We start from the raw sequence: 21,152 nt of genomic DNA, 5'->3' as shown, positions 1-21,152 counted from the left end.
GCAACAGCAAATTGTTTTCTTAACAAGTACACGCACCAGGCAGTTTTTGTATTTTTGTGATCAATAATATGAATATAACTAAAGAACAAGTATTACAAGCTCTTGGAAATGTCGAAGAACCGGATCTGAAAAAGGATCTGGTAACGTTAAACATGATTCAGGATGTACATATTGAGGATAACCGGTTAAGCTTTTCGGTTATATTAACAACTCCGGCATGTCCTCTTAAAGCGTTAATTGAAAATGCCTGCCGTAATGCCATAGCCCATTTTATAAGCAAAGAGATAGAAGTAACCGTCAACATGACCTCAAGGGTTACATCGCAAAAAAACACAGGTGTACCGGGCGTTAAAAATATAATTGCTGTTGCTTCGGGCAAAGGTGGGGTGGGTAAATCAACTGTATCGGTAAATCTGGCACTCGCATTATCAAAAACCGGCGCCAAAGTTGGCTTAATCGATGCCGATATTTATGGCCCTTCCATCCCTATTATGTTTGGATTGGAAGGTGCACGCCCAAAAGCGAGTCAGGATAATGGAAAAACAAGAATAGAGCCAATTGAAAAATACGGTATAAAACTATTATCTATCGGCTTTTTCACCGATCCAAATCAACCTGTTCCTTGGCGCGGACCTATGGTTTCCACTGCGGTTAAGCAACTTTTTAATGATGCCGACTGGGGTGAGCTTGACTATTTGGTAGTGGACCTGCCACCGGGAACGGGAGATATACACATCACTGTTACGCAAAGTTTCCCCGTTACGGGAGCGGTAATCGTAACCACGCCCCAAAATGTAGCATTGGCCGATGCTAAAAAAGGTATAGGCATGTTTATGATGAATGCTATTAATGTACCTATACTGGGCATAGTAGAAAACATGTCATATTTCACACCTATAGAACTGCCCGATAACAAATATTACATATTTGGGCAGGGTGGGGGCCAAAAACTCGCCAGCCAACTGGATGTTCCATTTTTAGGAGAAATACCTTTAATTAAAGGTATTAGCGATTCAGGTGATGCCGGTAAGCCCATAGTGCTGGAAGATGATAGCTTGATGAACGGGGCATTCATGGAAATGGCCAGGCGCGTAGCACAACAGGTATCCATCAGTAATGCCCAAGTTGCAAATAATAGTAATGTGATAAATAATTAATAACTTTACTTATATAATTTTATAAAATGAGTTTAGCAGATCAGGTGGAAGCAGCGTTAGATACCATCCGTCCTTATTTAGAGGCCGACGGGGGAAACGTTTCTGTGGAGGAAATTACCCCTGACAAAGTGGTGAGGTTGAAATTATTAGGCTCATGCGGCTCATGCCCTATGAGTATAATGACGCTTAAAGCAGGCATAGAGCAAGCTATTAAAAAGGCTGTGCCCGAAATTACCGCAATAGAAGCAATAAACCTGACGGATATTGACGACCCCAATGCCGTGCTTCCTGAAAATTTAAGATAATGTTAAGAATTGTTAAATTGCGCATTGAGTTATTTCAATAGCGTACTTTTATCAGCTTGCCAAAACAAATTACAAAGCGGCTGGTAGTAATAAGTACGGGTTTACATGAAAAAATTAATAGGCATATTATTTTTATTTGCATCACTATCGGTTTTTGCCCAGCAACAAGAAAAGCCTTTAGTGCAGTTTACCGGTGTAATATATAATGCTGATAGCACCACATCTGTAGTGCCGTATGTAAGTGTCACAAATATCAGCTACCATAATACTACCACCATAGCCAATTACCGTGGATACTTCTCGTTTGTGGCCCATGAACAGGATACCATCAGGTTTACTGCTATCGGTTTTGCCCCCGTTACTGTAGTAATACCGGCAAATGTGAGCAATAAAAGCTATGTTGCAAAAATAAAGATAACGCCGCAGATAAATAATCTCCCAACATTCCGGGTTTTTCCATGGGCTACAACTGATGAATTCCGACGTGATTTTATTGCAGCTAAATTAGCTGATGATGATCTTGAAATTGCTCGTAAGAATGTAAGCAGGGCCTCATTGGCGGCACTTAGTAACACTTTACCGCGCGACGGCCAGGAAATCCAATCTGCTAATGCCCAGGCTATGCACAATAACATTGTTAATTCGCACTCTATTACAAACCCTTTATTAAATCCATTGGCTTGGGGGAGTTTAATAAAATCAATAACGGAGGGCGATAAAAGTCGTAATTCAGAAAATTAAACGATAGTTGTAATAAGAGGGGAAATTATCTTCCTTTTTTAGCGTTCGGAAACTTCATTTTATAATCAACATCAACTGCGCCTTTTGAAATGTCAGTTAGTTTCTTTTCAATAAGACGCTTTCTGAGCGGACTAAGTTTATCTGTAAACAGCTTACCTTCAATATGATCGTATTCATGCTGAATAACACGGGCAGCCATGCCAGAGAATGTTTCCTGATGATGCTTCCAGTTCTCATCGTAATACGAAATCTTTATTACAGGTTTACGGGATACGTCTTCGCGTATATCCGGTATGCTGAGGCACCCTTCATTAAAAGACCACTCATCACCCGTTTCTTCCAAAATAAGGGCATTTATAAAGGCTTTTTTAAAATCTTTCAGTTCGGGTTCTTCATCGTCAAAAACCGATGCGTCAACTACAAATAAACGCATGGACATTCCTACCTGAGGGGCAGCTAATCCTACGCCACGTGCACCGTACATGGTTTCAAACATATTATCAACCAGTTCTTTTATATGCGGGTATTCATCAGGCTCAATAGCAGTTGCTTTGCGTCTTAATACCGGGTCGCCATACGCTACAATAGGATATTTCATTATACAAAAATAAGTGATTTATTATTCAGGCTCAAATAATAAGGTTATCATACGGTCATTATCAAAAATTTCGTTGCTTATTTCTAATATTTGCTCGGCGGTAACCTCATTTATTTTAAAAAAAACATCTTCCAGCGAATCAATATAACCAAAATCAAGCAGGCTTTTTGCCATTGATATGATCAAATTCATGCGATTTTCTTCAGCCAAAGCAATCTGGCCTATAAATTTTTTCTTAGCCTGGCTTAATTGTATAGTACCAAGCTTTTGTTCGCGCAGCTTTCTTAACTCTTTATGTACCAGTTTTAGCGCCTTTTCGGATTTTTCTGCATCAGTACCAAAATAAACCGAAAATATGCCGGTATCGGTTAAAGAAGTATAATTCGATTCAATAGTATAGGCAATACCATATTTTTCTCGTATTTCCAGATTTAAACGACTGCTCATGCCCATGCCCCCAAGCAGATTGTTCAATAAAGATAAGGCATACTTATTGTTGTTATCCGAAGCATATGCCCTGCCGCCTAAAACGCAATGTGTTTGAGCAATCGGACGTTTTACTACATGATAACCGGGTATAATAGAAGGAGGGGCAATTCGGTTTTTTTGCGCGTTATTTTCAGGTACAGAGCCAAAGTACTTTTCAGCTAATTTAACCAGCTTTTTAAAATCATAATCGCCGTACACAGCAAATACCATTTGATGGGTATTGTTATTAACTGATATAAACTGTTTTATATCAGCAATATTTAACAAACCGACACTTTCAGGCGTGCCTAAAATATTTTTTCCTATCGGGTGATCTTTAAACAGTAATTCTTCAAAATCATCCTGTATGGCTTCTTCCGGCTGATCGAGGTAGGAGGCTATTTCATCTAATATTACTCCGCGTTCCTTTTCTATTTCTTCCGTAGGGAAGGTAGAATGAAAAAGGATATCTTCAAACAGATCAATAGTACGCTCCAGGTGCTGTTTTAATAAAGATGCATGTACGCAGGTATATTCTTTTGTAGTGTAAGCGTTCAAATCTGCGCCAACCAATTCTAAGCGATTTAATATTTGAGGAGTATTTCGCCGCTCTGTTTCCTTAAAAAGCAGATGTTCAATAAAGTGGGCTAACCCTGTCTGGCGCGGTAACTCATCACGTGATCCTGCATTAAGCACGAAACAGCAATGTGTAATCGTCGACGGAGAATGTTTTAACAGTATACGTATGCCGTTAGGCAATGTGTGAATTTGATGATCTGTCATTCGTGGTTCAAAGATAGTGTATCTCTATACAGATTATGAACAATTGTGTATGTTTACGTTATGAAATTGCAAATTGCCGATCTTGAATTTGAACCGCTTATAGCGCCTGATGCGATACAAAAACGCATAGTGCAGGTAGCACAGCAAATAAATGAAGATTTTAAAGATCAAAAACCATTATTTGTTGGGATACTGAACGGGAGCTTTATGTTTATAGCCGATCTGGTTAAAGAAATTGTTGTGCCTTGTGATATTACCTTTACAAAACTCGCATCGTACTTCGGCGGAGTATCCAGCAGTCGCAAAATACGCGACGATTTCGATCTGAGTGTTAGCATTGAAGGGCGTGATATTATTTTGGTAGAGGATATTATTGATACAGGTAATACGATTAAATATTTGGTAGAAAAACTTACGGTGCGCAACCCTGCATCAATTACCATATGCTCACTGCTGTTAAAACCGGATTCTTTAGAGGATAGCATAGAAGAGCTGCGCTATGTTGCTTTTCAGATTCCAAACGATTTTGTAGTTGGTTATGGATTAGATTACAAAGAATTGGGTCGGAATTTAAAGGGTATTTATAAGAAGGTATAGCTTCTATATTCCTACACACCAACACCTACCAGTTCGCTCAATAAATCAACCGCTTCATCAATATTGTGTATATCATTTATACCCAGGCGCAGTGTGTTTTTTACCTCTTTTAAATTAGTGCGACGTGGATTGCGCTGTACAAAATTAAGCACCTCCTTAAATATATCTGTTTCGAAATAAGGGGATTGCTGGTCGGTTACAAAATACCCGCGAAGTACATTCTTTTTCAGGGAAATTTTTTCGAATCCAATAGCCTTACCCAACCATTGCAGTCGCATGGTATTTAGGAGGCGTTTTACTTGCAGGGGTATAGGACCAAATCTGTCGTGCAATTGTTGCTGAAAAGCTAAAAGTTCTGTTTCATTTTCCAGTTTAGAAAGTTCCGTATACAGGTTATACCGTTCAGCTATATTGGTGACATATTCGTCAGGTATCAATATTTCCTGGTCGGTATCTATCTGGGTAAAAGCAATAAATTCTTTTGGTTTTTCTTCCGGGAACACTCCTTTAAACTCATCTTCTTTTAGTTCCTGTATGGCTTCGTCCAGTATTTTATGATACATTTCAAAACCAATTTCGGCAATAAAGCCGCTTTGCTCTGCGCCTAAAAGGTTTCCGCTGCCTCGTATATCCAGATCGCGCATGGCCACATTAAAGCCACTGCCCAGGTCGCTGAACTCTTCTATGGCACTCAAACGTTTACGCGCCTCATTGGTTAGGGTTGATAACGGTGGACTAAGTAAATAGCAATAAGCTTTTTTATTGCTTCGCCCTACGCGGCCCCGCATCTGGTGCAGATCGCTTAGGCCAAACATATGAGCGTGGTTAATGATTATGGTATTGGCATTTGGGATGTCCAGCCCGGCTTCAATTATGGTAGTGGCTACCAACACATCATACTCGCCGTTAACAAACTTTAACATTACGTCTTCCAGCGCATCGCCTTCCAGCTGACCATGGGCTATGCCCACCCGTGCTTTGGGTACAAGGGTGTGTATCATGCCGCCAAGCTGTGGCAGATCTGCGACGCGATTATGGATAAAGAAAACCTGCCCGTCGCGCTCTATTTCATGCTCAACGGCTTCTTTAATTAGTTTATCATTAAAGACATGTAATTCCGTAACCACAGGTTGCCGATTTGGTGGAGGGGTAGATATTATGGAAAGATCGCGCGCGCCCATTAGCGAAAAATGCAAGGTCCTCGGTATAGGGGTAGCTGTAAGCGTTAGCGTATCTACATTAGCGCGCATTTGTTTCAACTTCTCTTTGGTTGATACCCCGAATTTTTGCTCCTCATCAATGATCATGAGCCCAAGGTCCTTAAACTTCACATCCTTGCTTACCAGGCGATGGGTGCCGATAATTATATCAATTTTACCTTCTTTTAATTTGTTAAGCGTTTCCTTTATCTGCTTGCTGGTTTTAAAGCGATTAACATAATCGATATTGCAAGGAAAGCCCCTTAGCCTGTCGCTAAAGGTTTTATAATGTTGAGCCGCTAAGATGGTCGTTGGCACTAAAATAGCCACCTGCTTACTATCGGCAACGGCTTTAAACGCGGCGCGCACTGCTATTTCTGTTTTACCAAAACCCACGTCGCCGCATATCAGCCTGTCCATCGGATGGGGCGACTCCATATCCTTTTTGAAATCGGTCGTAGCTTTTTCCTGATCCGGCGTGTCCTCATAAATGAAGGAAGCTTCTAATTCATTTTGCAGGTAACTGTCCGGCGAAAAAGCATTGCCTGTTTGAGCCTTACGCAACGCATATAGCTTAATGAGATCGCGGGCTATATCCTTAACTTTTTTTTTTGTAGTCTTCTTCAGCCGTTCCCAGGTATCGGTCCCCAGTTTGTTCATTTTGGGAACCGTGCCTTCCCTGCCGCTGTATTTAGATATGCGATTAAGCGAATTGATGTTTACATACAGTAAGTCGTTGTCCGCATAAACCAGACGGATCATTTCCTGTACTTTATCATTTACCTCTACCTTTTCCAACCCGGCATATTTGCCTATGCCATGGTCAATATGGGTAATATAGTCACCGGGCTTTAATTCGCGAAGCTCCTTCAGGGTAATGGCCTGCGAGCGCTGATATCCCTTTTTTAATTTATACTTATAGTAACGGTCGAATATCTGGTGATCGGTATAGCATGCCAGGTGTTGGTCGCGGTCAATAAAACCCTCTCTAACAGACACGCTTATGGGCGTAAATCTTGCGCTTTTATCCATGTCATCCAAAATAGCATACAGGCGCTCTACCTGCCTTGCTGAGTCGGTAAGGATATAATTTTCAATTTTTTCGGCTTCGTTGTTTTTAAAGTTGTGAATAAGTAAGCTAAAATCTTTATTGAAAGACGGCTGCGGACGCATATCGAAGTTAATAGTGGCGTTAGCATCATAGAAAAACTGTTTTCCAAATTCTACTATGGCAAAATCCTGAAGCTGCGAAGCGATCAGTTTCTCATCTGTAAAACTGAATTTTGGATCTATCCAATCAGGGTTAAGATTTTTATCTTCTACAGATAGTGCCTTCCATAATTGAGTCGCTTTTTTGTATCCGCTTTGAATGATATCAAGGGTAAACTGAACATCTTTTATCCAAACCTGAGTGCCCGCCTCTACGTACTCCAGCAAGGAGATATTGCTTTCAGTTAAAAACTTAGACTGTACATTAGGCACAATGGTTACACTTTTAACCTGCTCAACAGATAGCTGGCTTTCTACTTCAAAGGTGCGGATGGATTCAATCTCGTCGCCAAAAAACTCCACCCGGTAAGGTAGGTCATGTGAGAAAGAGAAAATATCAACAATACCCCCGCGGACAGAGAATTGCCCGGGCTCATAAACAAAATCCACCCGTTCAAAATCGTATTCTACCAAAAACTCGTTAATAAACTCAATACTGAGCTTGTTGTTTACTGCGATTTCCAGCGTGTTTTTTTCAAGAGATTTTCGGTCGATAACTTTTTCAGCAACAGCCTCCGGATAGGTTACTATTAGTTGTCCAAATTCTGTAGAATGATTGAGTTCATTTAACACTTCGGCCCTGGCCAGTACATTACTGCTGTCGGGTTGGGTAAATTCAAAAGCTTTACGGTATGATGATGGGAAAAGTAAAACATCCTTTCCGGTCAGATTCTCCAGATCAGCCTGAAAGTAAGCAGCCTCTTCGCGCTCAGGAAGAATGAACACCATGTGGTTGTGCTGTAAAAAATATAATGCGGTAGCCATGGCCGCATCACCCGATCCGACTAAACCACGAAGCTGTATCCTTGGATTTTTATGTGCATTAAGCGCTTGCGCCAATGTCTTTATCCGTTGGTCAGCCTTGTAACGCTCTAATATATCACGGATGTTCAAAACGCTGCAAATATAGATAAAAAGGACTTTTATGTTTGTATGGAATTATTATCTAAAAATTGTACCAAACAATTTACCCTTATATTTACTTTTAAATGATATTTTGAATACGCACACTTGCTAAACTTTATAACTATGAAAAACTCAGTAATATTTGGATTATTAATAGGCGTTTTAAGCACCATATGGCTTTTTGTTATGCGCGGAACAGGATACGATCTTACAGATAGCAAAGTTTCTCCAATTGAATATGTATCTGTTATTATTCCTCTTATTGGATTGTTTTTTGGAGTAAAAAATTTCAGAAACGGCGAGCTTAAAGGACAAATGGGGTTTTTAGAAGCGCTTATACAAAGCTTTAAAATATTACTTGTTGGCGGTGCTATAGCCGTATTTGCCGGAATTGTTTTTGTAAATTGGTTTTCTTCCAGCAACGATACTACTTTTCAAAGTTTTAGCGGTCGTATCTTTGGCGCGTTATTAGTTGGTGTAATTATGGCAATAGGCGTATCTTTATTGCTTACCACCAAATCAAACAGGGTTGATTAAAAAGCTTTTTAACAGGTATTTCGAACTCCTTTTTTGGATAATTGCAATGGCTTGTCTTGCTCTTACTAACCCTACAGGCCAATCTCATTATACACTTTGTCCTTTTAAGTTACTGGGCTTTAAATGGTGCCCCGGTTGTGGCTTAGGGCATGCCATATCTTTTCTTTTTCATGGTGATGTACGCCGATCTTTCGGAGCGCATTGGTTGGGCATACCCGTGTTGTTTGTAATAATATACCGGATATATTCTTTAATTAATCCTACTGTATATTTTAAATCTCGACATCAAAGCTAACCTCCGGATTCTTTTATATTTTACCGTTAAAAGCATGTCGTTTACCGATATATTGCCATCTGCTGCCAATATTGTATTGCCGTTTTTTTAATGTTGCCTTAGTTTTACACTAACAATTTATCACAAACTAAAAACTAAAGCGATGAACATGTATCAACAACATTATATGAATATATCAGACATGACCATGGAAGAAATGGCATTTGTTCAGCAGGCTACTAACGATCTTTCTGATGAACAAAAACAATATTTCTATATGGTTTACTCCGGCAAAAGGAGAAGTCCGCAGGAAATTTTAATATATACCTTATTAGGGTTTGTTTTAATAGCTGGCGTACAACGCTTTCTGACAGGGCAAATAGTAATGGGTATATTTTATGTGCTTACAGGTGGATTTTGTTTGATCGGCACCATTGTAGATTTAGTTAACCACCGTTCGTTAGCTACAGAGTATAACCAAAAAATGGCTTATGAAAGTTTCCAGATAACTAAAATGAATGTTAAATAATTTAAACCTCAATCATGAAAACATATACCAAAACCGCAACTAATAAATTATTATCAAGTTTCGATAAAGCTTTAATGAATGTATTAATGAGCGATCTTAAAACTGTCAAAGCAAAAAATCAGGCTCGTTTAGCCGTTAAATAAATTAAGCGATCGTTAATAAAAGATCAAAACAAGGTAAGCATTGGCCAATTTAATATAAGCCAAAGAAAATATTACCTTTTGTTTTGATCTTTTTTGTGTACCTCCCGAGCTATCCGTAACATATCCCCGATTAAAATAAAATAGCCCGATAGCTTCCATCTGATAAATTCCTGCGTTACCTTAGTGGCTTATGAAATTAGCACAGCTAACGGCGTATCTGGAAAGTCTGGCCCCGCCGGCATATCAGGAACATTATGATAATTCCGGGTTGATAGTTGGCCGGCCGGATATGGAGGTCTGGCAGGCATTAATATCTCTCGATTGTACCGAGGCGGTAGTAGATGAGGCAATTGCCACCGACTGTCAGGTTATCATATCACATCATCCCATAGTTTTTAAAGGGTTAAAAAGATTTAACGGCAAAACCTATGTGGAGCGTGTTGTTGAAAAGGCTATTCGGCACAATATTGCCATTTATGCTATACACACTAACCTGGATAATGTGATGGTAGGTGTTAACGCACGTATTTGCGAAAACTTAGGGTTGGAGAATTTGCGGATCCTGGCTCCCAAACAAGGAGTATTAAAAAAGCTGGTAACTTATGTGCCCAAACAACAGGCAGAACAGGTACGTAATGCCTTGTTCCATGCAGGGGCAGGGGATATTGGCAATTATAATGAATGCAGTTTTAATGCCGAAGGTACCGGTACATTTAAGGGGTGTGAAGATTCCAATCCTTACGTTGGTGAACCGGGAGTGCGCCACCACGAAGACGAGATACGTATAGAGACCATTTATCCGGCCTATTTAGAGAGTAAGATAATTATGGCGCTGGTTTTAGCCCATCCTTACGAAGAGGTAGCTTACGATTTATACGAACTTACCAATAAGCATCAACAGGTGGGAAGCGGAATGATTGGAGATTTGCCGATGCAGATGGACGAAGAGGATTTTTTAGCTGATGTAAAAGAAAAAATGCATGCTGAAGTAATAAGACACACAGCTTTTACCGGTAAACCGGTAAAACAGGTTGCCGTTTGTGGTGGTTCGGGAGGGTTTTTATTAAAGAATGCTATAGCCGCCGGAGCTGATGTTTTTATAACCGCAGACTATAAATATCACGAGTTTTTTGATGCAGAAGGAAAAATAGTGATCGCCGATATCGGACATTTTGAAAGTGAGCAATTTACACAACAATTATTGTATGAAATTATTCAAAATAAATTTGTTAACTTTGCGGTCCGTTTAACAAAAGTGAATACAAACCCCGTCAAATATTTTATTTAATGGAACAAACTGTAGAACAGAAGCTTCAGGCTTTATATGACCTGCAAACCATCCACACTAAAATTGATAAGATACGCCAGATAAGAGGCGAATTGCCAATGGAAGTTGCCGATCTGGAAGATGACGTTGCCGGATTAGAAACCCGTATACAAAAAATTAAAAACGAGCTGGATGATTTGGAGGATGAGATCGTCAACCGCAAAAACCTGATTAAAGAATCACAGGCAAATATTAAAAAATACGAGGCGCAACTTAACGAGGTTAAGAATAACCGCGAGTATGATGCCATATCAAAAGAAATTGAGATACAAGGTTTAGATATTCAGGTTAGCGAGAAAAAGATAAGGGAATTTGGATTTGAGATAACATCAAAAACACAGATTTACGATAAAGCTCTTGCTGATCTTGAAGCACGCAAAAGCGATCTTGAAGCCAAAAAAGACGAATTAGGCACCATTACCGCAGAAACAGAGAAAGACGAAACAGCATTAGCTAAAGAGGCTGAGAAAGCCACAAGCAAAATAGATGAGCGTTTATTAATAGCTTATAACCGTTTGCGTAATAACGCTAAAAATGGTTTAGCTGTTGTTACCATTCAGCGCGATTCCTGCTCCGGCTGTTTTAACCAAATACCGCCTCAGCGCCAATCGGATATCCGCCAGCGTAAAAAGGTGATAGTTTGCGAACATTGCGGCCGTATTTTGGTTGATGAGCAAATGGCTTTGGTTGAAGAGAACGCATAAGATAAGACCACGTATAAAACTAATCATAAAGGGCATCCATAGGATGCCTTTTTTTGCTTTACATTTAAAACATACTCGTCTGTTTTCCACTCTTAGGGGTAAATAAGGTGAGGTTATAGGGTGGCATTTCGCGTCCTGCCAAAAAGCGTACACAGGCCATTCGGTAAAGTTGATGAATGGAATTGGCTATGTGCCCGTCACCGCTCATGCGGCGGCCATAATTGCTATCGTTTAAGTTACCACCATGGCAGGCTTTTATCATATTTAATACTTTTTCGGCACTATCAGGGAAGGCTTTATGTACCCAATCGGTAAATATTTCGGCGATACTACCGTTGAGGCGAACCAAAGTGAACCCGGCGGATAGTGCGCCGCGGTCTGCAGCGGCTTTTATAATGTCGGGAACCTCGTTGCTGTTTAGTCCGGGGATAATAGGCGCGACCATTATCCTTACGGGTACTCCTTTCTGCGATAATTTTTCAATTACCGCCAAACGGCCGCTCGCCGTAACGGTACGTGGCTCCAGTTTTTGCCTCAGTTGTTCGTTTAAAGAGTTAAGGGAAACGTTCACATGCGCCAGATTCATTTGGGCCATTTCACTTAGGATATCCATATCGCGTAATACCAAGTTGTTTTTGGTAATAATACTAACCGGATGTTTGTATTTTAAAAATAACTGTAACATTGCTCTTGTTATTTTCAACTTGCGCTCAATGGGCTGATAGCAATCCGTATTTCCGGATAATATAATAGGGACAGGCTGATAATTTTTTTTATTAAAATATTTTTCAAGTAGTTCAGGAGCATTGCGTTTTACTATTATCTTACGTTCAAAATCAAGGCCGGCGCTAAAGCCATAATATTCGTGGCTGTTACGAGCGTAACAATAAATACAGCCATGCTCGCATCCCTGATAGGGATTAATGGAAAACATGTGACTAAGATCGGGACTATTTGATGTGCTGACGATGTTTTTCGGGGTTTCCTCAAAAAATTGAGTATGCGAGTTTTCAAGACACGGTTCGTCAAGCCCTTCTATTTCATCAAGTACATATTTATTCTTTAAAAACTTATTGTGAGTATTTACCTGTGCGCCCCTGCCTTTAAAAAACTCCGCATTATCCTCATGTGCCATAAAGCAAATTTGCTAAATTTTTTAGCAAATTACAATTCCACCAAATTATTTTTTATAGCATAAAGTACCAGGCCTACCCGACTTTTTATTTGTAGTTTTTCAAATAATTGATCCCGGTAGCCATCAACAGTTCGTGCACTAATACACATCTGGTCGGCAATCTCTTTGTAAGTGAGTTCTGTACCGGCCAATTTTAAAAACTCCAATTCACGGCTGTTTAACTTTACCTGTTCGGGTTTGCGGTTAAAATTGCTCACCAAATGGCGGGTAACAAATTCGGGATAGTATAATTCTCCTTGTGCAACTTTTTTTAGTGCCTGTTCAAATTCATGGGGTTCGGCATCTTTTAGCAAATAGCCTTTAACGCCGAGTTTAACCATAGTTAATACTTTATCGGCATCTTCAAACATGGACAATACGATAATACACACGTCGGGATAATTGGCCTTTAGCCATTGCGCTGTTGTAATACCATTCATACCAGGCATATTTATGTCTAATAAAATGATATCCGGCTTAAATTTTGGAGAAATTTTACGCTGTAGTTCTTCACCGTCTCCGGCCTCAAAAAGTATTTTATAACCTTTTAAACTATTTATTAATGAAACGAGCCCGCTTCTGAAAAGCCGGTGATCATCAACCAGAGCTATAAGAGTCGTTTCCGTCAGCATATGCTTGTTGTATAAAGGGGTCAATAGTAATTTTAATACAACAACCCTTACCCGGCATACTGTTAATTGTTGCAACAGCACCGATTAAGGCTGCTCTGTTCTCCATGTTTTTCAATCCCGAACCGCCTTTTTGAGACGTGTCGGTTGTAAAACCGATTCCATCATCTTCGATGGTTAAATTAAATAATAGCTCAGAATATTGCAAGCTGATTTTAAAAAACGAGGCCTTTGAATGTTTAAGCGTATTATTTAATGCTTCCTGAAAAATGCGGAACAGAACCAGTTCCCGCTTATCTCCTAATGTGTAAACATCACCTTCTACAGACAAAGCTACCTTAATTATTCCACTTTTGCTTATCCGCTCAATTTCAATCTCAATTGTTTTTACCAAACCTAATTGTGAAATATGTTCAAAACTAATACTTTTTGACAGATCACGCAGATCACTTATTGCCTGTGCTACCAACATTCGGCTTTCGCCAATTCTTTCCTTTTGTTGATGCCGATCTAAGTCTCCGGTCATTGCTAGATTAAGTTTTACGAATGATAACACCTGGGTAATATTGTCATGTATTTCGCGGCTTATGTTTAAAAGTGTTTGCTCCTGTATTTCATTCCGGGCCTTGAGCAGTTCCTGCCTGAAGTTTGATTTTAGCTGTTCTTGTTCCTGTTTATGGGTAAGTTGCTTATTTTTATAAAGGATAATAAAATGAAGTATAAATGCAGCTAAAAGTGCAAAAAGCAGTATACCTAAAATGAGCACAATATATAATTCCTGAATTTCAATGATATGAAACATTGATTGTTTTTTTAGATTCAATAATTAAGGACAATCCTATTGTGCAATAGAAAATTATATTCAGGGTATAAACGAACGTGTCCAGAAACGTAGTTCCTAATTTACTTTTTATAAAGGAATTCATCAACCCGAAACAGAGGAATATAACCGACGAAAAAAGAAAAAACGCGGTGTTAAACCAAAAAGCACTTTGCTTTTTTAAGCTGATACTTATAGGGTTAAGTAACATTTCTTTAAAATATAACAGGGAAAAAATTACAAATGCCACCTCCTGAATAGATAACAAAACAGACGGAAACTCTAAAATCCCCTGATAAAGCAGCATGCTAAATATAGCGAGGATAATAAATACCGGAATACTGAATAATAAAAATCGCTTAAATGTTTTATCTGTTGATAACCTGTAGTATATCATTGCCACCATAATGTATTCTGTAACGGCGAAAATGTGATCAACAGGCGCGCTGTTGCGATATAATAAAATGGCTATCCGGCTTATGGTTTCACTTAAAAAAGTAAGTCCTAAAAAAAAGGTTAATATTTTAAACGGAATGCTCAGCCTTTTAAAGTTGAGCATTCCGTATGTAAATACAGCAAGTAATAATAACAGATAGATGAAGAACCGTATAGACATATTTAATTAAATAGCTGTCCGCAATTGTTAGGACACGGGTCAACATGGTCGTAAATAGGAGCTTCAATATCAAGGCCTGTTGAGTCGACACCTTTATTTGCGCTCGGTTTTGTGCCGGCAAAAATTATTGTGAAAACCCGCGATTTTGTATCTAAATATTTAGGATGTTTTGCAAAATATATTCTTATACCGTTGCAATCATCCGTTTTAAATATGTTTTCTATTGCTGCCCTCGAAATTACAAATCCGCCTACTTCGTTCTTATTTCCTTTAATATCCTCGCTATACATACCCTGGCCATTTCTGATATCAGCGGAATTTTGAGTTTTAAATAGCTTTATCATATTTTTTGCTTGTGCAGCGGTTATCGTTGTCTCTGTAAAGCCCTGTAAAGATGCAGGTTGACTTGCACTTAACATTACATGCGGGGTTTCGTTGTTATCGGCCTGTTCTTTTAAAGAAGTACTATCCGAAGCCGTCGCTTTAATATCACACGCTTGATGGCGGGGAATAAAGTAACCAATAACAACACCGGCAATTAAACAAATAATAATTAATGGGAAATTTTTCATAAAAATGAGTTTTTGGTTTAAGTTTATTAAAACTAATGTACAAGGTTTTCGCTTTTTTATCCACCCCGTATTTTAACGGTATTTTAACTTGGCTATTAGTACGTTGATTTGAGTAAGTTGCGCTTAACACAAACTATCAGCATAAACGTTTACCACACATGCGTCGTTTCTTACAAAGGTTACTATACAAGCCGGTTATTCGCCTGACGGCAAAATTTTCTTCCCGCCCTAAAAAAGAAAGGGTATATAAAGCACTTAGCAAATTACATAAAGCTATTTTAGCTGAACCTGGTAAAAAAGGCAAGGTGGTGTCTTTTGATGTTCAAAGCGACAGGTTTATTATATTATCAGATCAGCATAAAGGGGCACGTGATGGTGCAGATATGTTTGCCGGGTGCGAAAAGGCATATCTTAGTGCGCTGGAATACTACTTCGAAAACAAGTTTACTTATATCAATTTGGGCGATAGCGAAGAACTGTGGGAGAATTTATTTGTTTCGGTAAAAAGGCACAATAAAGCCACTTTTAAACAAGAAAAAAAGTTTATTCAACAGGATGCATTTATAAAGATATTTGGCAATCATGATCTTTACTGGGGGAACGATCCGCTTGCAACTGTAAGCTTAATGCAAATTTATGATAAGGCTATCCGGATCTACGAGGGAATAATATTACAAACTACCATAAATAATAAGCCACTGTCAGTGTTTATGACACATGGTCACCAGGGTGATCTGCAAAGTGATGGTAATTGGTTCAGCAAATGGTTTGTGTCAGATATCTGGGGGCCAATACAAGGTTATTTACATATTAATCCTAATACACCGGCTTTTAATAATCAATTAAAAACCGATCATAACAGAATGATGTACGAGTGGAGTTCCAAACAACAAGACATGCTTTTAATAACCGGGCATACACATCAGCCAGTTTTCAGATCATTTACACACCTGGAATCGCTTTATGAGGCGTTATCGGATGCAAAGAAGATACAAGACACTGCCAGAATACAGGAGTTGGAAGAAAAAATAACTTCTCTGCATATTGAGGGCGAAAAAATGCCGGATTTTAATGGTTATTTAGATACGTATTTTAATACGGGTTGCTGTTGTTTTGACGATGGTGATATTACCGGAATAGAAATAGCAGAAGGGTTTATTCGGCTCATAAAATGGACAGGTAGTGGAAAAGCAAGTAAACGTTATGTACTGGAAGAGTGTAAACTTGAAGAATTAAGATTGGAGTAACAGAACTAACAGCCACCCAGATTTGTTATAGATTAACTATCTAAAAGGAAAACAAACACTTCCTTTGGCCCATGAGCACCTAATACCAAAGTTTTTTCGATATCAGCAGTGCGGCTTGGGCCGGTAACATTAGTTATCATAGAGGGCAATCGGTTACCGTATTTTTCCTTAATCAATTTAAATCCATCCTTAAGATCAAGCACTAACTGATTGGTATATGCCAGCACAATATGAACGGGAGGGTAAATACTTAACCTGCGCCCCGCTGCATTGCCATTTGACAGCATTACACTGCCATTGCGTGCAATTAAAGCTTCACAAAGGGTAAAGCCCACCTCAGCTTGCTCAAACTCTTTATCAGTCTCAAAAAAAGGATATTCGTAAAGCTTAAGTATTTCCTGCAGCGCGGGTTCCCAGCAATATATTTTATGCCAGTTGCGCTCCTGGGCCAGGTTAATAAGACTCTCAATAAACTGAACCTCATCCTCGCAAAACGCAAACTGCCCCGAAACCGCTAAAAATTCCTCAGCAAATAGCACTTCCAGCATTTCCTGGGTGGGCGGATAATGGGGCTTGTCCTCCAGATTGGGATAAGGGTTATCCCTTTTTTCTAAAAGTGCTTTACGTACTTTTTTAAGTAGCTTCTCTTTAGGTGTGGTAGTATCCCTCATATATAATTTAAAAGCCGAAAGCTTGTGTTTAGAAGCTTTCGGCTAAATAATTATTCCTTATCGGTGCCGGTACCTTTTTCGGGCTGTTTTCTTTCAAACGTACCTGAATGATCACCAACCCCCTCGTGAACCAAATTTTGAGCCACAGGATCTTGGTTTGATTCTCCTTCACCATTTACAAACTCATCATATGTGGTGCGATTGTCAAACGGGCGCTTACCCAATAACTCTTCCAGATCTGATTGAAAAAGTATTTCTTTCTCTATCAGCTTATTGGCCAGCTTTTCTAAACCCTCACGTTTGTCTATCAACAATTGCTTCGTGCGCTGATAAACCTCATTTATTTGATTACGAACTTCGTTATCTATTAATTCCGATGTTTTTTCAGAATATGGTTTATTAAACTGATATTCTCCCTGGGTATCATTAAATGAAATATTACCAACCTTCTCGTTCATACCATAAATGGTTACCATAGCATAAGCGAGTTTAGTAATACGTTCTAAATCATTTTGTGCTCCGGTTGATATTTTTCCAAAGGTAATGTCTTCAGCAACCCTGCCACCTAATGTCATGCACATGCCATCTAACAATTGCTCTGTTGTGTACAGAAATTGTTCTTTAGGAAGATATTGGGCGTAACCTAAAGCAGCCACTCCCCGAGGTACGATAGATACTTTTACCAGCGGGTCGGCGTGCTCTAAAAACCATCCCGCAATAGCGTGTCCGGCTTCGTGATAAGCCACAATTCGCTTTTCTTCCGGAGATATGATCTTGTTTTTCTTTTCTAAGCCGCCTATGACACGGTCAATAGCATCCTGAAAATCCTGCATGTCAACAGCTTCCTTGTTTCTACGTGCAGCAATAAGGGCTGCTTCGTTACAAACATTAGCTATTTCAGCACCGGCGAATCCGGGAGTTTGTGCCGATAATTTCTTAGCGTCTACCCCTTCTGACAGTTTAACAGGCTTTAAGTGTACCTTAAATATTTGTTCGCGACCCACTAAGTCGGGCTTATCTATAGAAACCTGCCTGTCAAAACGTCCCGGACGTAGCAACGCTGAATCTAAAACGTCAGGTCGATTGGTAGCAGCAAGTATAATAATACCCGAATCCGTACCGAAACCATCCATTTCTACCAGCAGTTGGTTTAGCGTATTCTCGCGTTCATCGTTGCCTCCAACTATATTGTTTTTTCCGCGAGCACGGCCAATAGCATCAATCTCATCAATAAATATGATACATGGTGCTTTATCTTTTGCCTGGCGGAACAAGTCACGTACACGCGATGCTCCAACCCCCACAAACATTTCAACGAAATCAGACCCTGACAATGAAAAGAAAGGCACCTGGGCTTCACCTGCAACAGCTTTTGCTAACAAGGTTTTACCGGTACCTGGTGCACCTATCAATAATGCCCCTTTAGGTATTTTACCACCTAAATTTGTATATTTTTTAGGGTTTTTAAGGAAATCTACAATTTCCATCACTTCTTGTTTGGCTTCCTCAAGTCCGGCAACATCATTAAACGTTACCGACACCTGCGCTTCCTTATCAAACAGGGTAGCTTTTGACTTACCGATGTTAAATATCTGACCGCCTGGCCCGCCACCGCTACCACCGCCCATCCGGCGCATTATAAACATCCATACACCCACCAGCAGCACTGCCATTATAATGCATTGCACAAGCCAGTTCGATAAAAGATTTTCTTTTCCCTGCTGATACTCTATAGGAGTTTTTTGCGAATCGGGCATATCTTTTTCCGCGGCAGCTATGGATTGTTTCAAGCTTTCATATGAGGCGTCAGTAAAATTATACTGAGGTTCATCTGATGACATGCTTAAACTACGTTGATTTTTGTTAGCATCGGCATACTGTGGTTTACTTAGACTATCCTTTTTTATATAAACTTCTGCAGTTATAAGGTCGCCATTTTTGTATGCCACAATATGATCAACATCACGTTGTTTAAGCATTTGGTTACTAAACCGTTTAAAATCAATTTGCTTACCAATGCTGCCACCAAACAAGGTTGGTACAACCAGCAGACCTATTATTGCAATTGCATAAAGCCACATAAAATTAAATTTAGGCGGCTTTGGGGTAATTTTTTTATTTGGCACTTTCCTCGTTGGTTTTGGGCTATCTGCGTTATTATCTTTATCTTTCATTTTTTTATAAGCTCAACTTACAATCAATAACTTGTTTTTTTAGCTGGTAAAATTTTGAGCTTGCTTAAGCACTTTTATAGCTTTTTATTTCAGCATCACCCCATAGGTCTTCAACACCATAAAACTCGCGTTTATCAGTCCTGAAGATGTGTATAACTACATCAACATAATCCAGCAGTATCCATTCGCCATACTCAAGGCCTTCTTTTCTCCAGGGCTCTTGTTGTAAGGCTTTAAAAATCTCTTCCTCTACACTATTAGCTATAGCTTTTACCTGTGTGGCGGAGTCGGCATGGCTAATTACAAAATAATCAGCAACCGAACTATATATATTACGAAGATCAAGTCTTATAATATCATTTCCCTTTTTTTCCTGTATGCCATGTATGGCAAGCTCAGAAATATAGGACGATTCATTTAACACTTTGTTTTTTACCATCAAAAAGAATTAGTTTTGAACGATTTTGGTTTTTAATTTATTATACGTTGCAAAATAACATAATTTCAGGATTATTTGTTGGACAAAATTTAGTAACACTTAAAGAAGTTGACTCTACCAACAATTTCCTGAAGAATTTATTGTCAAATTCCAAGCCAGTACCTGAAGGAACGGTCATTATGGCAGAAAGCCAATATGCCGGAAGGGGCCAGCGAGATAATGTTTGGCATGCAGAGGCAGGTAAAAACCTAACCTTTAGCCTGTTATTAAATCCTGTATTTATCCCTGTAGCACAACAGTTTGATTTAACAAGAGTGGTCAGTTTAGGTGTTTTTGATGCACTACAGCCATTATTGGGTGACAGGTTGAAAATAAAATGGCCTAATGATATATATTGTGACAGTGGTAAATTGGGTGGAATGCTGATAGAAAATATGATACAGGGCGGACAATTAAAATCTTCCGTTATTGGCATAGGACTTAATATAAACCAGCAAAACTTTGGGGAAAATACCACGAATGCTGTATCGTTAAAACAGATATTACATAAAGATTATGATTTAAGGAACATATTATCACAAATTTGCAGTTATATAGAAGTTTATTATCTGCACGTTAAAGCCGGAAGAATAGACCTTGTAAGGGATTTATATCAAAGCCGACTATATTGGTTAAACGAAGTAAGGGATTTCAGGTCAAATGATAACAAGTTTACAGGTAAAATAATAAGAGTTATGGATAATGGCCTTTTAGTAGTTGAGCGTGAGGGCACTGAAGAATCATACAATTTAAAGGAAATAGAATTTTTAAACAAGTAATTATGAAACGAATATTAGTATTATTAACAGTTTTGGTAATTAGCGCAAGCGCTTATGCCCAGATTGAAACACCCGTTAAATGGCAGTATGCTGCAAAAAAAATAAACAGTAAGGAAGCGGTTGTTTTTTTAAAGGCTGTTATTGAACCAGGCTGGCATATATATTCGCAAACGGTAAAAGACGGCGGGCCGATAAGGACTTCTTTTACCTATGCTAAATCCAAGGATTATGTGCCCCTTGGTAAAACTATTGAACCAAAACCGCAAACCAAATATGAAAAGTCGTTTAGTATGAATGTGAGTTATTTTGAAAACGCAGTGGTTTTTCAACAAAAAATAAAATTAAATTCAGCTAAGGCAACCTCAGTAAGCGGCAAGCTGGAATATATGACATGTAATGATAGTAAGTGCCTGCCACCTGAAGAAGTTGAATTTTCCATTCCATTGGGTAAATAA

24 protein-coding genes are annotated in these 21,152 nt (G+C 39.1%); 13 read left to right on the top strand and 11 right to left on the bottom strand.

Going from position 1 to position 21,152, the window contains the following annotated elements; genetic code table 11:
* The first annotated feature begins 68 nt into the window (after positions 1 to 68).
* The 3 genes from I5M19_RS11640 to I5M19_RS11630 all read left to right on the top strand — a co-directional run bounded on the left by I5M19_RS11640 (position 69) and on the right by I5M19_RS11630 (position 2,203).
* Complete coding sequence (locus I5M19_RS11640; protein WP_200066503.1) at positions 69 to 1,157, top strand: Mrp/NBP35 family ATP-binding protein; 1,089 nt, start codon at positions 69 to 71, stop codon at positions 1,155 to 1,157.
* A 26-nt stretch (positions 1,158 to 1,183) separates the two neighbouring features.
* Positions 1,184 to 1,462, top strand: coding sequence for a NifU family protein (locus tag I5M19_RS11635; protein ID WP_200066502.1), 279 nt, complete (start codon positions 1,184 to 1,186; stop codon positions 1,460 to 1,462).
* Between the two features lie 105 nt (positions 1,463 to 1,567).
* Positions 1,568 to 2,203, top strand: a complete 636-nt coding sequence (locus tag I5M19_RS11630) for a hypothetical protein (protein ID WP_200066501.1) — start codon at positions 1,568 to 1,570, stop codon at positions 2,201 to 2,203.
* 25 nt (positions 2,204 to 2,228) lie between these two features.
* Here the strand turns inward: I5M19_RS11630 and def are convergent, their stop codons facing one another.
* Positions 2,229 to 2,801, bottom strand: coding sequence for a peptide deformylase (gene def / locus I5M19_RS11625; protein ID WP_200066500.1), 573 nt, complete (start codon positions 2,799 to 2,801; stop codon positions 2,229 to 2,231).
* A gap of 21 nt (positions 2,802 to 2,822) precedes the next feature.
* Positions 2,823 to 4,052: a M16 family metallopeptidase gene (locus tag I5M19_RS11620; RefSeq protein ID WP_200066499.1), complete on the bottom strand. Its 1,230-nt coding sequence runs from the start codon at positions 4,050 to 4,052 to the stop codon at positions 2,823 to 2,825.
* Between the two features lie 60 nt (positions 4,053 to 4,112).
* On the opposite strand from I5M19_RS11620, the gene hpt reads away from it, so the two are divergent.
* The gene (gene hpt, locus I5M19_RS11615; protein ID WP_200066498.1) at positions 4,113 to 4,649 is read left to right on the top strand and encodes a hypoxanthine phosphoribosyltransferase; all 537 of its coding nucleotides are present in this window, start codon (positions 4,113 to 4,115) and stop codon (positions 4,647 to 4,649) included.
* An 11-nt stretch (positions 4,650 to 4,660) separates the two neighbouring features.
* Here hpt and mfd read toward each other — a convergent pair whose 3' ends face one another.
* Positions 4,661 to 8,011, bottom strand: a complete 3,351-nt coding sequence (gene mfd, locus I5M19_RS11610; protein ID WP_200066497.1) for a transcription-repair coupling factor — start codon at positions 8,009 to 8,011, stop codon at positions 4,661 to 4,663.
* Between the two features lie 135 nt (positions 8,012 to 8,146).
* Between mfd and I5M19_RS11605 the strand changes: the two genes are divergently transcribed.
* From I5M19_RS11605 to I5M19_RS11585, 6 genes are all read left to right on the top strand, one after another.
* The gene (locus tag I5M19_RS11605) at positions 8,147 to 8,560 is read left to right on the top strand and encodes a DUF4199 domain-containing protein (protein ID WP_200066496.1); all 414 of its coding nucleotides are present in this window, start codon (positions 8,147 to 8,149) and stop codon (positions 8,558 to 8,560) included.
* A gap of 46 nt (positions 8,561 to 8,606) precedes the next feature.
* The gene (locus I5M19_RS11600; RefSeq protein WP_200066926.1) at positions 8,607 to 8,855 is read left to right on the top strand and encodes a DUF2752 domain-containing protein; all 249 of its coding nucleotides are present in this window, start codon (positions 8,607 to 8,609) and stop codon (positions 8,853 to 8,855) included.
* 166 nt (positions 8,856 to 9,021) lie between these two features.
* The gene (locus I5M19_RS11595) at positions 9,022 to 9,363 is read left to right on the top strand and encodes a TM2 domain-containing protein (RefSeq protein ID WP_235985829.1); all 342 of its coding nucleotides are present in this window, start codon (positions 9,022 to 9,024) and stop codon (positions 9,361 to 9,363) included.
* A gap of 14 nt (positions 9,364 to 9,377) precedes the next feature.
* Positions 9,378 to 9,506, top strand: coding sequence for a hypothetical protein (locus I5M19_RS18735; RefSeq protein ID WP_262895506.1), 129 nt, complete (start codon positions 9,378 to 9,380; stop codon positions 9,504 to 9,506).
* A 190-nt stretch (positions 9,507 to 9,696) separates the two neighbouring features.
* Positions 9,697 to 10,794: a Nif3-like dinuclear metal center hexameric protein gene (locus I5M19_RS11590; protein WP_200066495.1), complete on the top strand. Its 1,098-nt coding sequence runs from the start codon at positions 9,697 to 9,699 to the stop codon at positions 10,792 to 10,794.
* Entirely contained in the window at positions 10,794 to 11,537 is a 744-nt protein-coding gene (locus I5M19_RS11585; protein ID WP_200066494.1) for a zinc ribbon domain-containing protein, read from the top strand. The genes I5M19_RS11590 and I5M19_RS11585 overlap by 1 nt, the downstream gene beginning before the upstream one ends.
* A gap of 64 nt (positions 11,538 to 11,601) precedes the next feature.
* Here the strand turns inward: I5M19_RS11585 and I5M19_RS11580 are convergent, their stop codons facing one another.
* From I5M19_RS11580 to I5M19_RS11560, 5 genes are read right to left on the bottom strand one after another with little or no spacing between them, the layout of a single operon-like run.
* Complete coding sequence (locus I5M19_RS11580; RefSeq protein WP_200066493.1) at positions 11,602 to 12,672, bottom strand: PA0069 family radical SAM protein; 1,071 nt, start codon at positions 12,670 to 12,672, stop codon at positions 11,602 to 11,604.
* Between the two features lie 29 nt (positions 12,673 to 12,701).
* Positions 12,702 to 13,343, bottom strand: coding sequence for a response regulator transcription factor (locus I5M19_RS11575; RefSeq protein WP_200066492.1), 642 nt, complete (start codon positions 13,341 to 13,343; stop codon positions 12,702 to 12,704).
* On the bottom strand, positions 13,309 to 14,142 hold the full coding sequence (locus I5M19_RS11570) for a sensor histidine kinase (protein ID WP_200066491.1): 834 nt from the start codon (positions 14,140 to 14,142) through the stop codon (positions 13,309 to 13,311). The genes I5M19_RS11575 and I5M19_RS11570 overlap by 35 nt, the downstream gene beginning before the upstream one ends.
* Positions 14,126 to 14,776 carry a hypothetical protein gene (locus tag I5M19_RS11565; protein ID WP_200066490.1) on the bottom strand — a complete coding sequence of 217 codons (651 nt, stop codon included), beginning with the start codon at positions 14,774 to 14,776 and terminating at the stop codon, positions 14,126 to 14,128. Before I5M19_RS11565 ends, I5M19_RS11570 begins: the two co-directional genes overlap by 17 nt.
* A 2-nt stretch (positions 14,777 to 14,778) precedes the next feature.
* Positions 14,779 to 15,348 carry a hypothetical protein gene (locus tag I5M19_RS11560; protein ID WP_200066489.1) on the bottom strand — a complete coding sequence of 190 codons (570 nt, stop codon included), beginning with the start codon at positions 15,346 to 15,348 and terminating at the stop codon, positions 14,779 to 14,781.
* Positions 15,349 to 15,506: 158 nt separating this feature from the next.
* On the opposite strand from I5M19_RS11560, the gene I5M19_RS11555 reads away from it, so the two are divergent.
* Positions 15,507 to 16,595, top strand: a complete 1,089-nt coding sequence (locus I5M19_RS11555; protein WP_200066488.1) for a metallophosphoesterase — start codon at positions 15,507 to 15,509, stop codon at positions 16,593 to 16,595.
* A 32-nt stretch (positions 16,596 to 16,627) separates the two neighbouring features.
* On the opposite strand, the gene I5M19_RS11550 is transcribed toward I5M19_RS11555, so the two are convergent.
* The 3 genes from I5M19_RS11550 to rsfS all read right to left on the bottom strand — a co-directional run bounded on the left by I5M19_RS11550 (position 16,628) and on the right by rsfS (position 19,879).
* Entirely contained in the window at positions 16,628 to 17,266 is a 639-nt protein-coding gene (locus I5M19_RS11550) for a LutC/YkgG family protein (protein WP_200066487.1), read from the bottom strand.
* A 50-nt stretch (positions 17,267 to 17,316) separates the two neighbouring features.
* The gene (gene ftsH / locus I5M19_RS11545) at positions 17,317 to 19,440 is read right to left on the bottom strand and encodes an ATP-dependent zinc metalloprotease FtsH (RefSeq protein WP_200066486.1); all 2,124 of its coding nucleotides are present in this window, start codon (positions 19,438 to 19,440) and stop codon (positions 17,317 to 17,319) included.
* A gap of 64 nt (positions 19,441 to 19,504) precedes the next feature.
* Positions 19,505 to 19,879 (bottom strand): ribosome silencing factor, encoded by a 375-nt coding sequence (gene rsfS / locus I5M19_RS11540; RefSeq protein WP_200066485.1) that lies wholly within the window; start codon positions 19,877 to 19,879, stop codon positions 19,505 to 19,507.
* Between the two features lie 47 nt (positions 19,880 to 19,926).
* On the opposite strand from rsfS, the gene I5M19_RS11535 reads away from it, so the two are divergent.
* A complete protein-coding gene (locus I5M19_RS11535; RefSeq protein WP_200066484.1) occupies positions 19,927 to 20,697 on the top strand; it encodes a biotin--[acetyl-CoA-carboxylase] ligase in 771 nt (256 codons plus the stop codon).
* Between the two features lie 2 nt (positions 20,698 to 20,699).
* Positions 20,700 to 21,152: a protein-disulfide reductase DsbD domain-containing protein gene (locus I5M19_RS11530; protein ID WP_200066483.1), complete on the top strand. Its 453-nt coding sequence runs from the start codon at positions 20,700 to 20,702 to the stop codon at positions 21,150 to 21,152.

Source organism: Mucilaginibacter segetis (assembly GCF_016522075.1).
GTDB classification, from domain to species: Bacteria; Bacteroidota; Bacteroidia; order Sphingobacteriales; family Sphingobacteriaceae; genus Mucilaginibacter; species Mucilaginibacter segetis.
Note: the sequence above shows the minus strand (reverse complement) of the source record. Positions and strands in the feature narration are given on the sequence as shown.

Bases quoted from the DNA above. Each gene is read 5' to 3' on its own strand.
- I5M19_RS11640 (WP_200066503.1), top strand. From the start codon at position 69: ATGAATATAACTAAAGAACAAGTATTACAAGCTCTTGGAAATGTCGAA.
- I5M19_RS11635 (WP_200066502.1), top strand. From the start codon at position 1,184: ATGAGTTTAGCAGATCAGGTGGAAGCAGCGTTAGATACCATCCGTCCT.
- I5M19_RS11630 (WP_200066501.1), top strand. From the start codon at position 1,568: ATGAAAAAATTAATAGGCATATTATTTTTATTTGCATCACTATCGGTT.
- def (WP_200066500.1), bottom strand. From the start codon at position 2,801: ATGAAATATCCTATTGTAGCGTATGGCGACCCGGTATTAAGACGCAAA.
- I5M19_RS11620 (WP_200066499.1), bottom strand. From the start codon at position 4,052: ATGACAGATCATCAAATTCACACATTGCCTAACGGCATACGTATACTG.
- hpt (WP_200066498.1), top strand. From the start codon at position 4,113: ATGAAATTGCAAATTGCCGATCTTGAATTTGAACCGCTTATAGCGCCT.
- I5M19_RS11605 (WP_200066496.1), top strand. From the start codon at position 8,147: ATGAAAAACTCAGTAATATTTGGATTATTAATAGGCGTTTTAAGCACC.
- I5M19_RS11600 (WP_200066926.1), top strand. From the start codon at position 8,607: ATGGCTTGTCTTGCTCTTACTAACCCTACAGGCCAATCTCATTATACA.
- I5M19_RS11595 (WP_235985829.1), top strand. From the start codon at position 9,022: ATGAATATATCAGACATGACCATGGAAGAAATGGCATTTGTTCAGCAG.
- I5M19_RS18735 (WP_262895506.1), top strand. From the start codon at position 9,378: ATGAAAACATATACCAAAACCGCAACTAATAAATTATTATCAAGTTTC.
- I5M19_RS11590 (WP_200066495.1), top strand. From the start codon at position 9,697: ATGAAATTAGCACAGCTAACGGCGTATCTGGAAAGTCTGGCCCCGCCG.
- I5M19_RS11585 (WP_200066494.1), top strand. From the start codon at position 10,794: ATGGAACAAACTGTAGAACAGAAGCTTCAGGCTTTATATGACCTGCAA.
- I5M19_RS11580 (WP_200066493.1), bottom strand. From the start codon at position 12,672: ATGGCACATGAGGATAATGCGGAGTTTTTTAAAGGCAGGGGCGCACAG.
- I5M19_RS11575 (WP_200066492.1), bottom strand. From the start codon at position 13,343: ATGCTGACGGAAACGACTCTTATAGCTCTGGTTGATGATCACCGGCTT.
- I5M19_RS11570 (WP_200066491.1), bottom strand. From the start codon at position 14,142: ATGTTTCATATCATTGAAATTCAGGAATTATATATTGTGCTCATTTTA.
- I5M19_RS11565 (WP_200066490.1), bottom strand. From the start codon at position 14,776: ATGTCTATACGGTTCTTCATCTATCTGTTATTATTACTTGCTGTATTT.
- I5M19_RS11560 (WP_200066489.1), bottom strand. From the start codon at position 15,348: ATGAAAAATTTCCCATTAATTATTATTTGTTTAATTGCCGGTGTTGTT.
- I5M19_RS11555 (WP_200066488.1), top strand. From the start codon at position 15,507: ATGCGTCGTTTCTTACAAAGGTTACTATACAAGCCGGTTATTCGCCTG.
- I5M19_RS11550 (WP_200066487.1), bottom strand. From the start codon at position 17,266: ATGAGGGATACTACCACACCTAAAGAGAAGCTACTTAAAAAAGTACGT.
- ftsH (WP_200066486.1), bottom strand. From the start codon at position 19,440: ATGAAAGATAAAGATAATAACGCAGATAGCCCAAAACCAACGAGGAAA.
- rsfS (WP_200066485.1), bottom strand. From the start codon at position 19,879: ATGGTAAAAAACAAAGTGTTAAATGAATCGTCCTATATTTCTGAGCTT.
- I5M19_RS11530 (WP_200066483.1), top strand. From the start codon at position 20,700: ATGAAACGAATATTAGTATTATTAACAGTTTTGGTAATTAGCGCAAGC.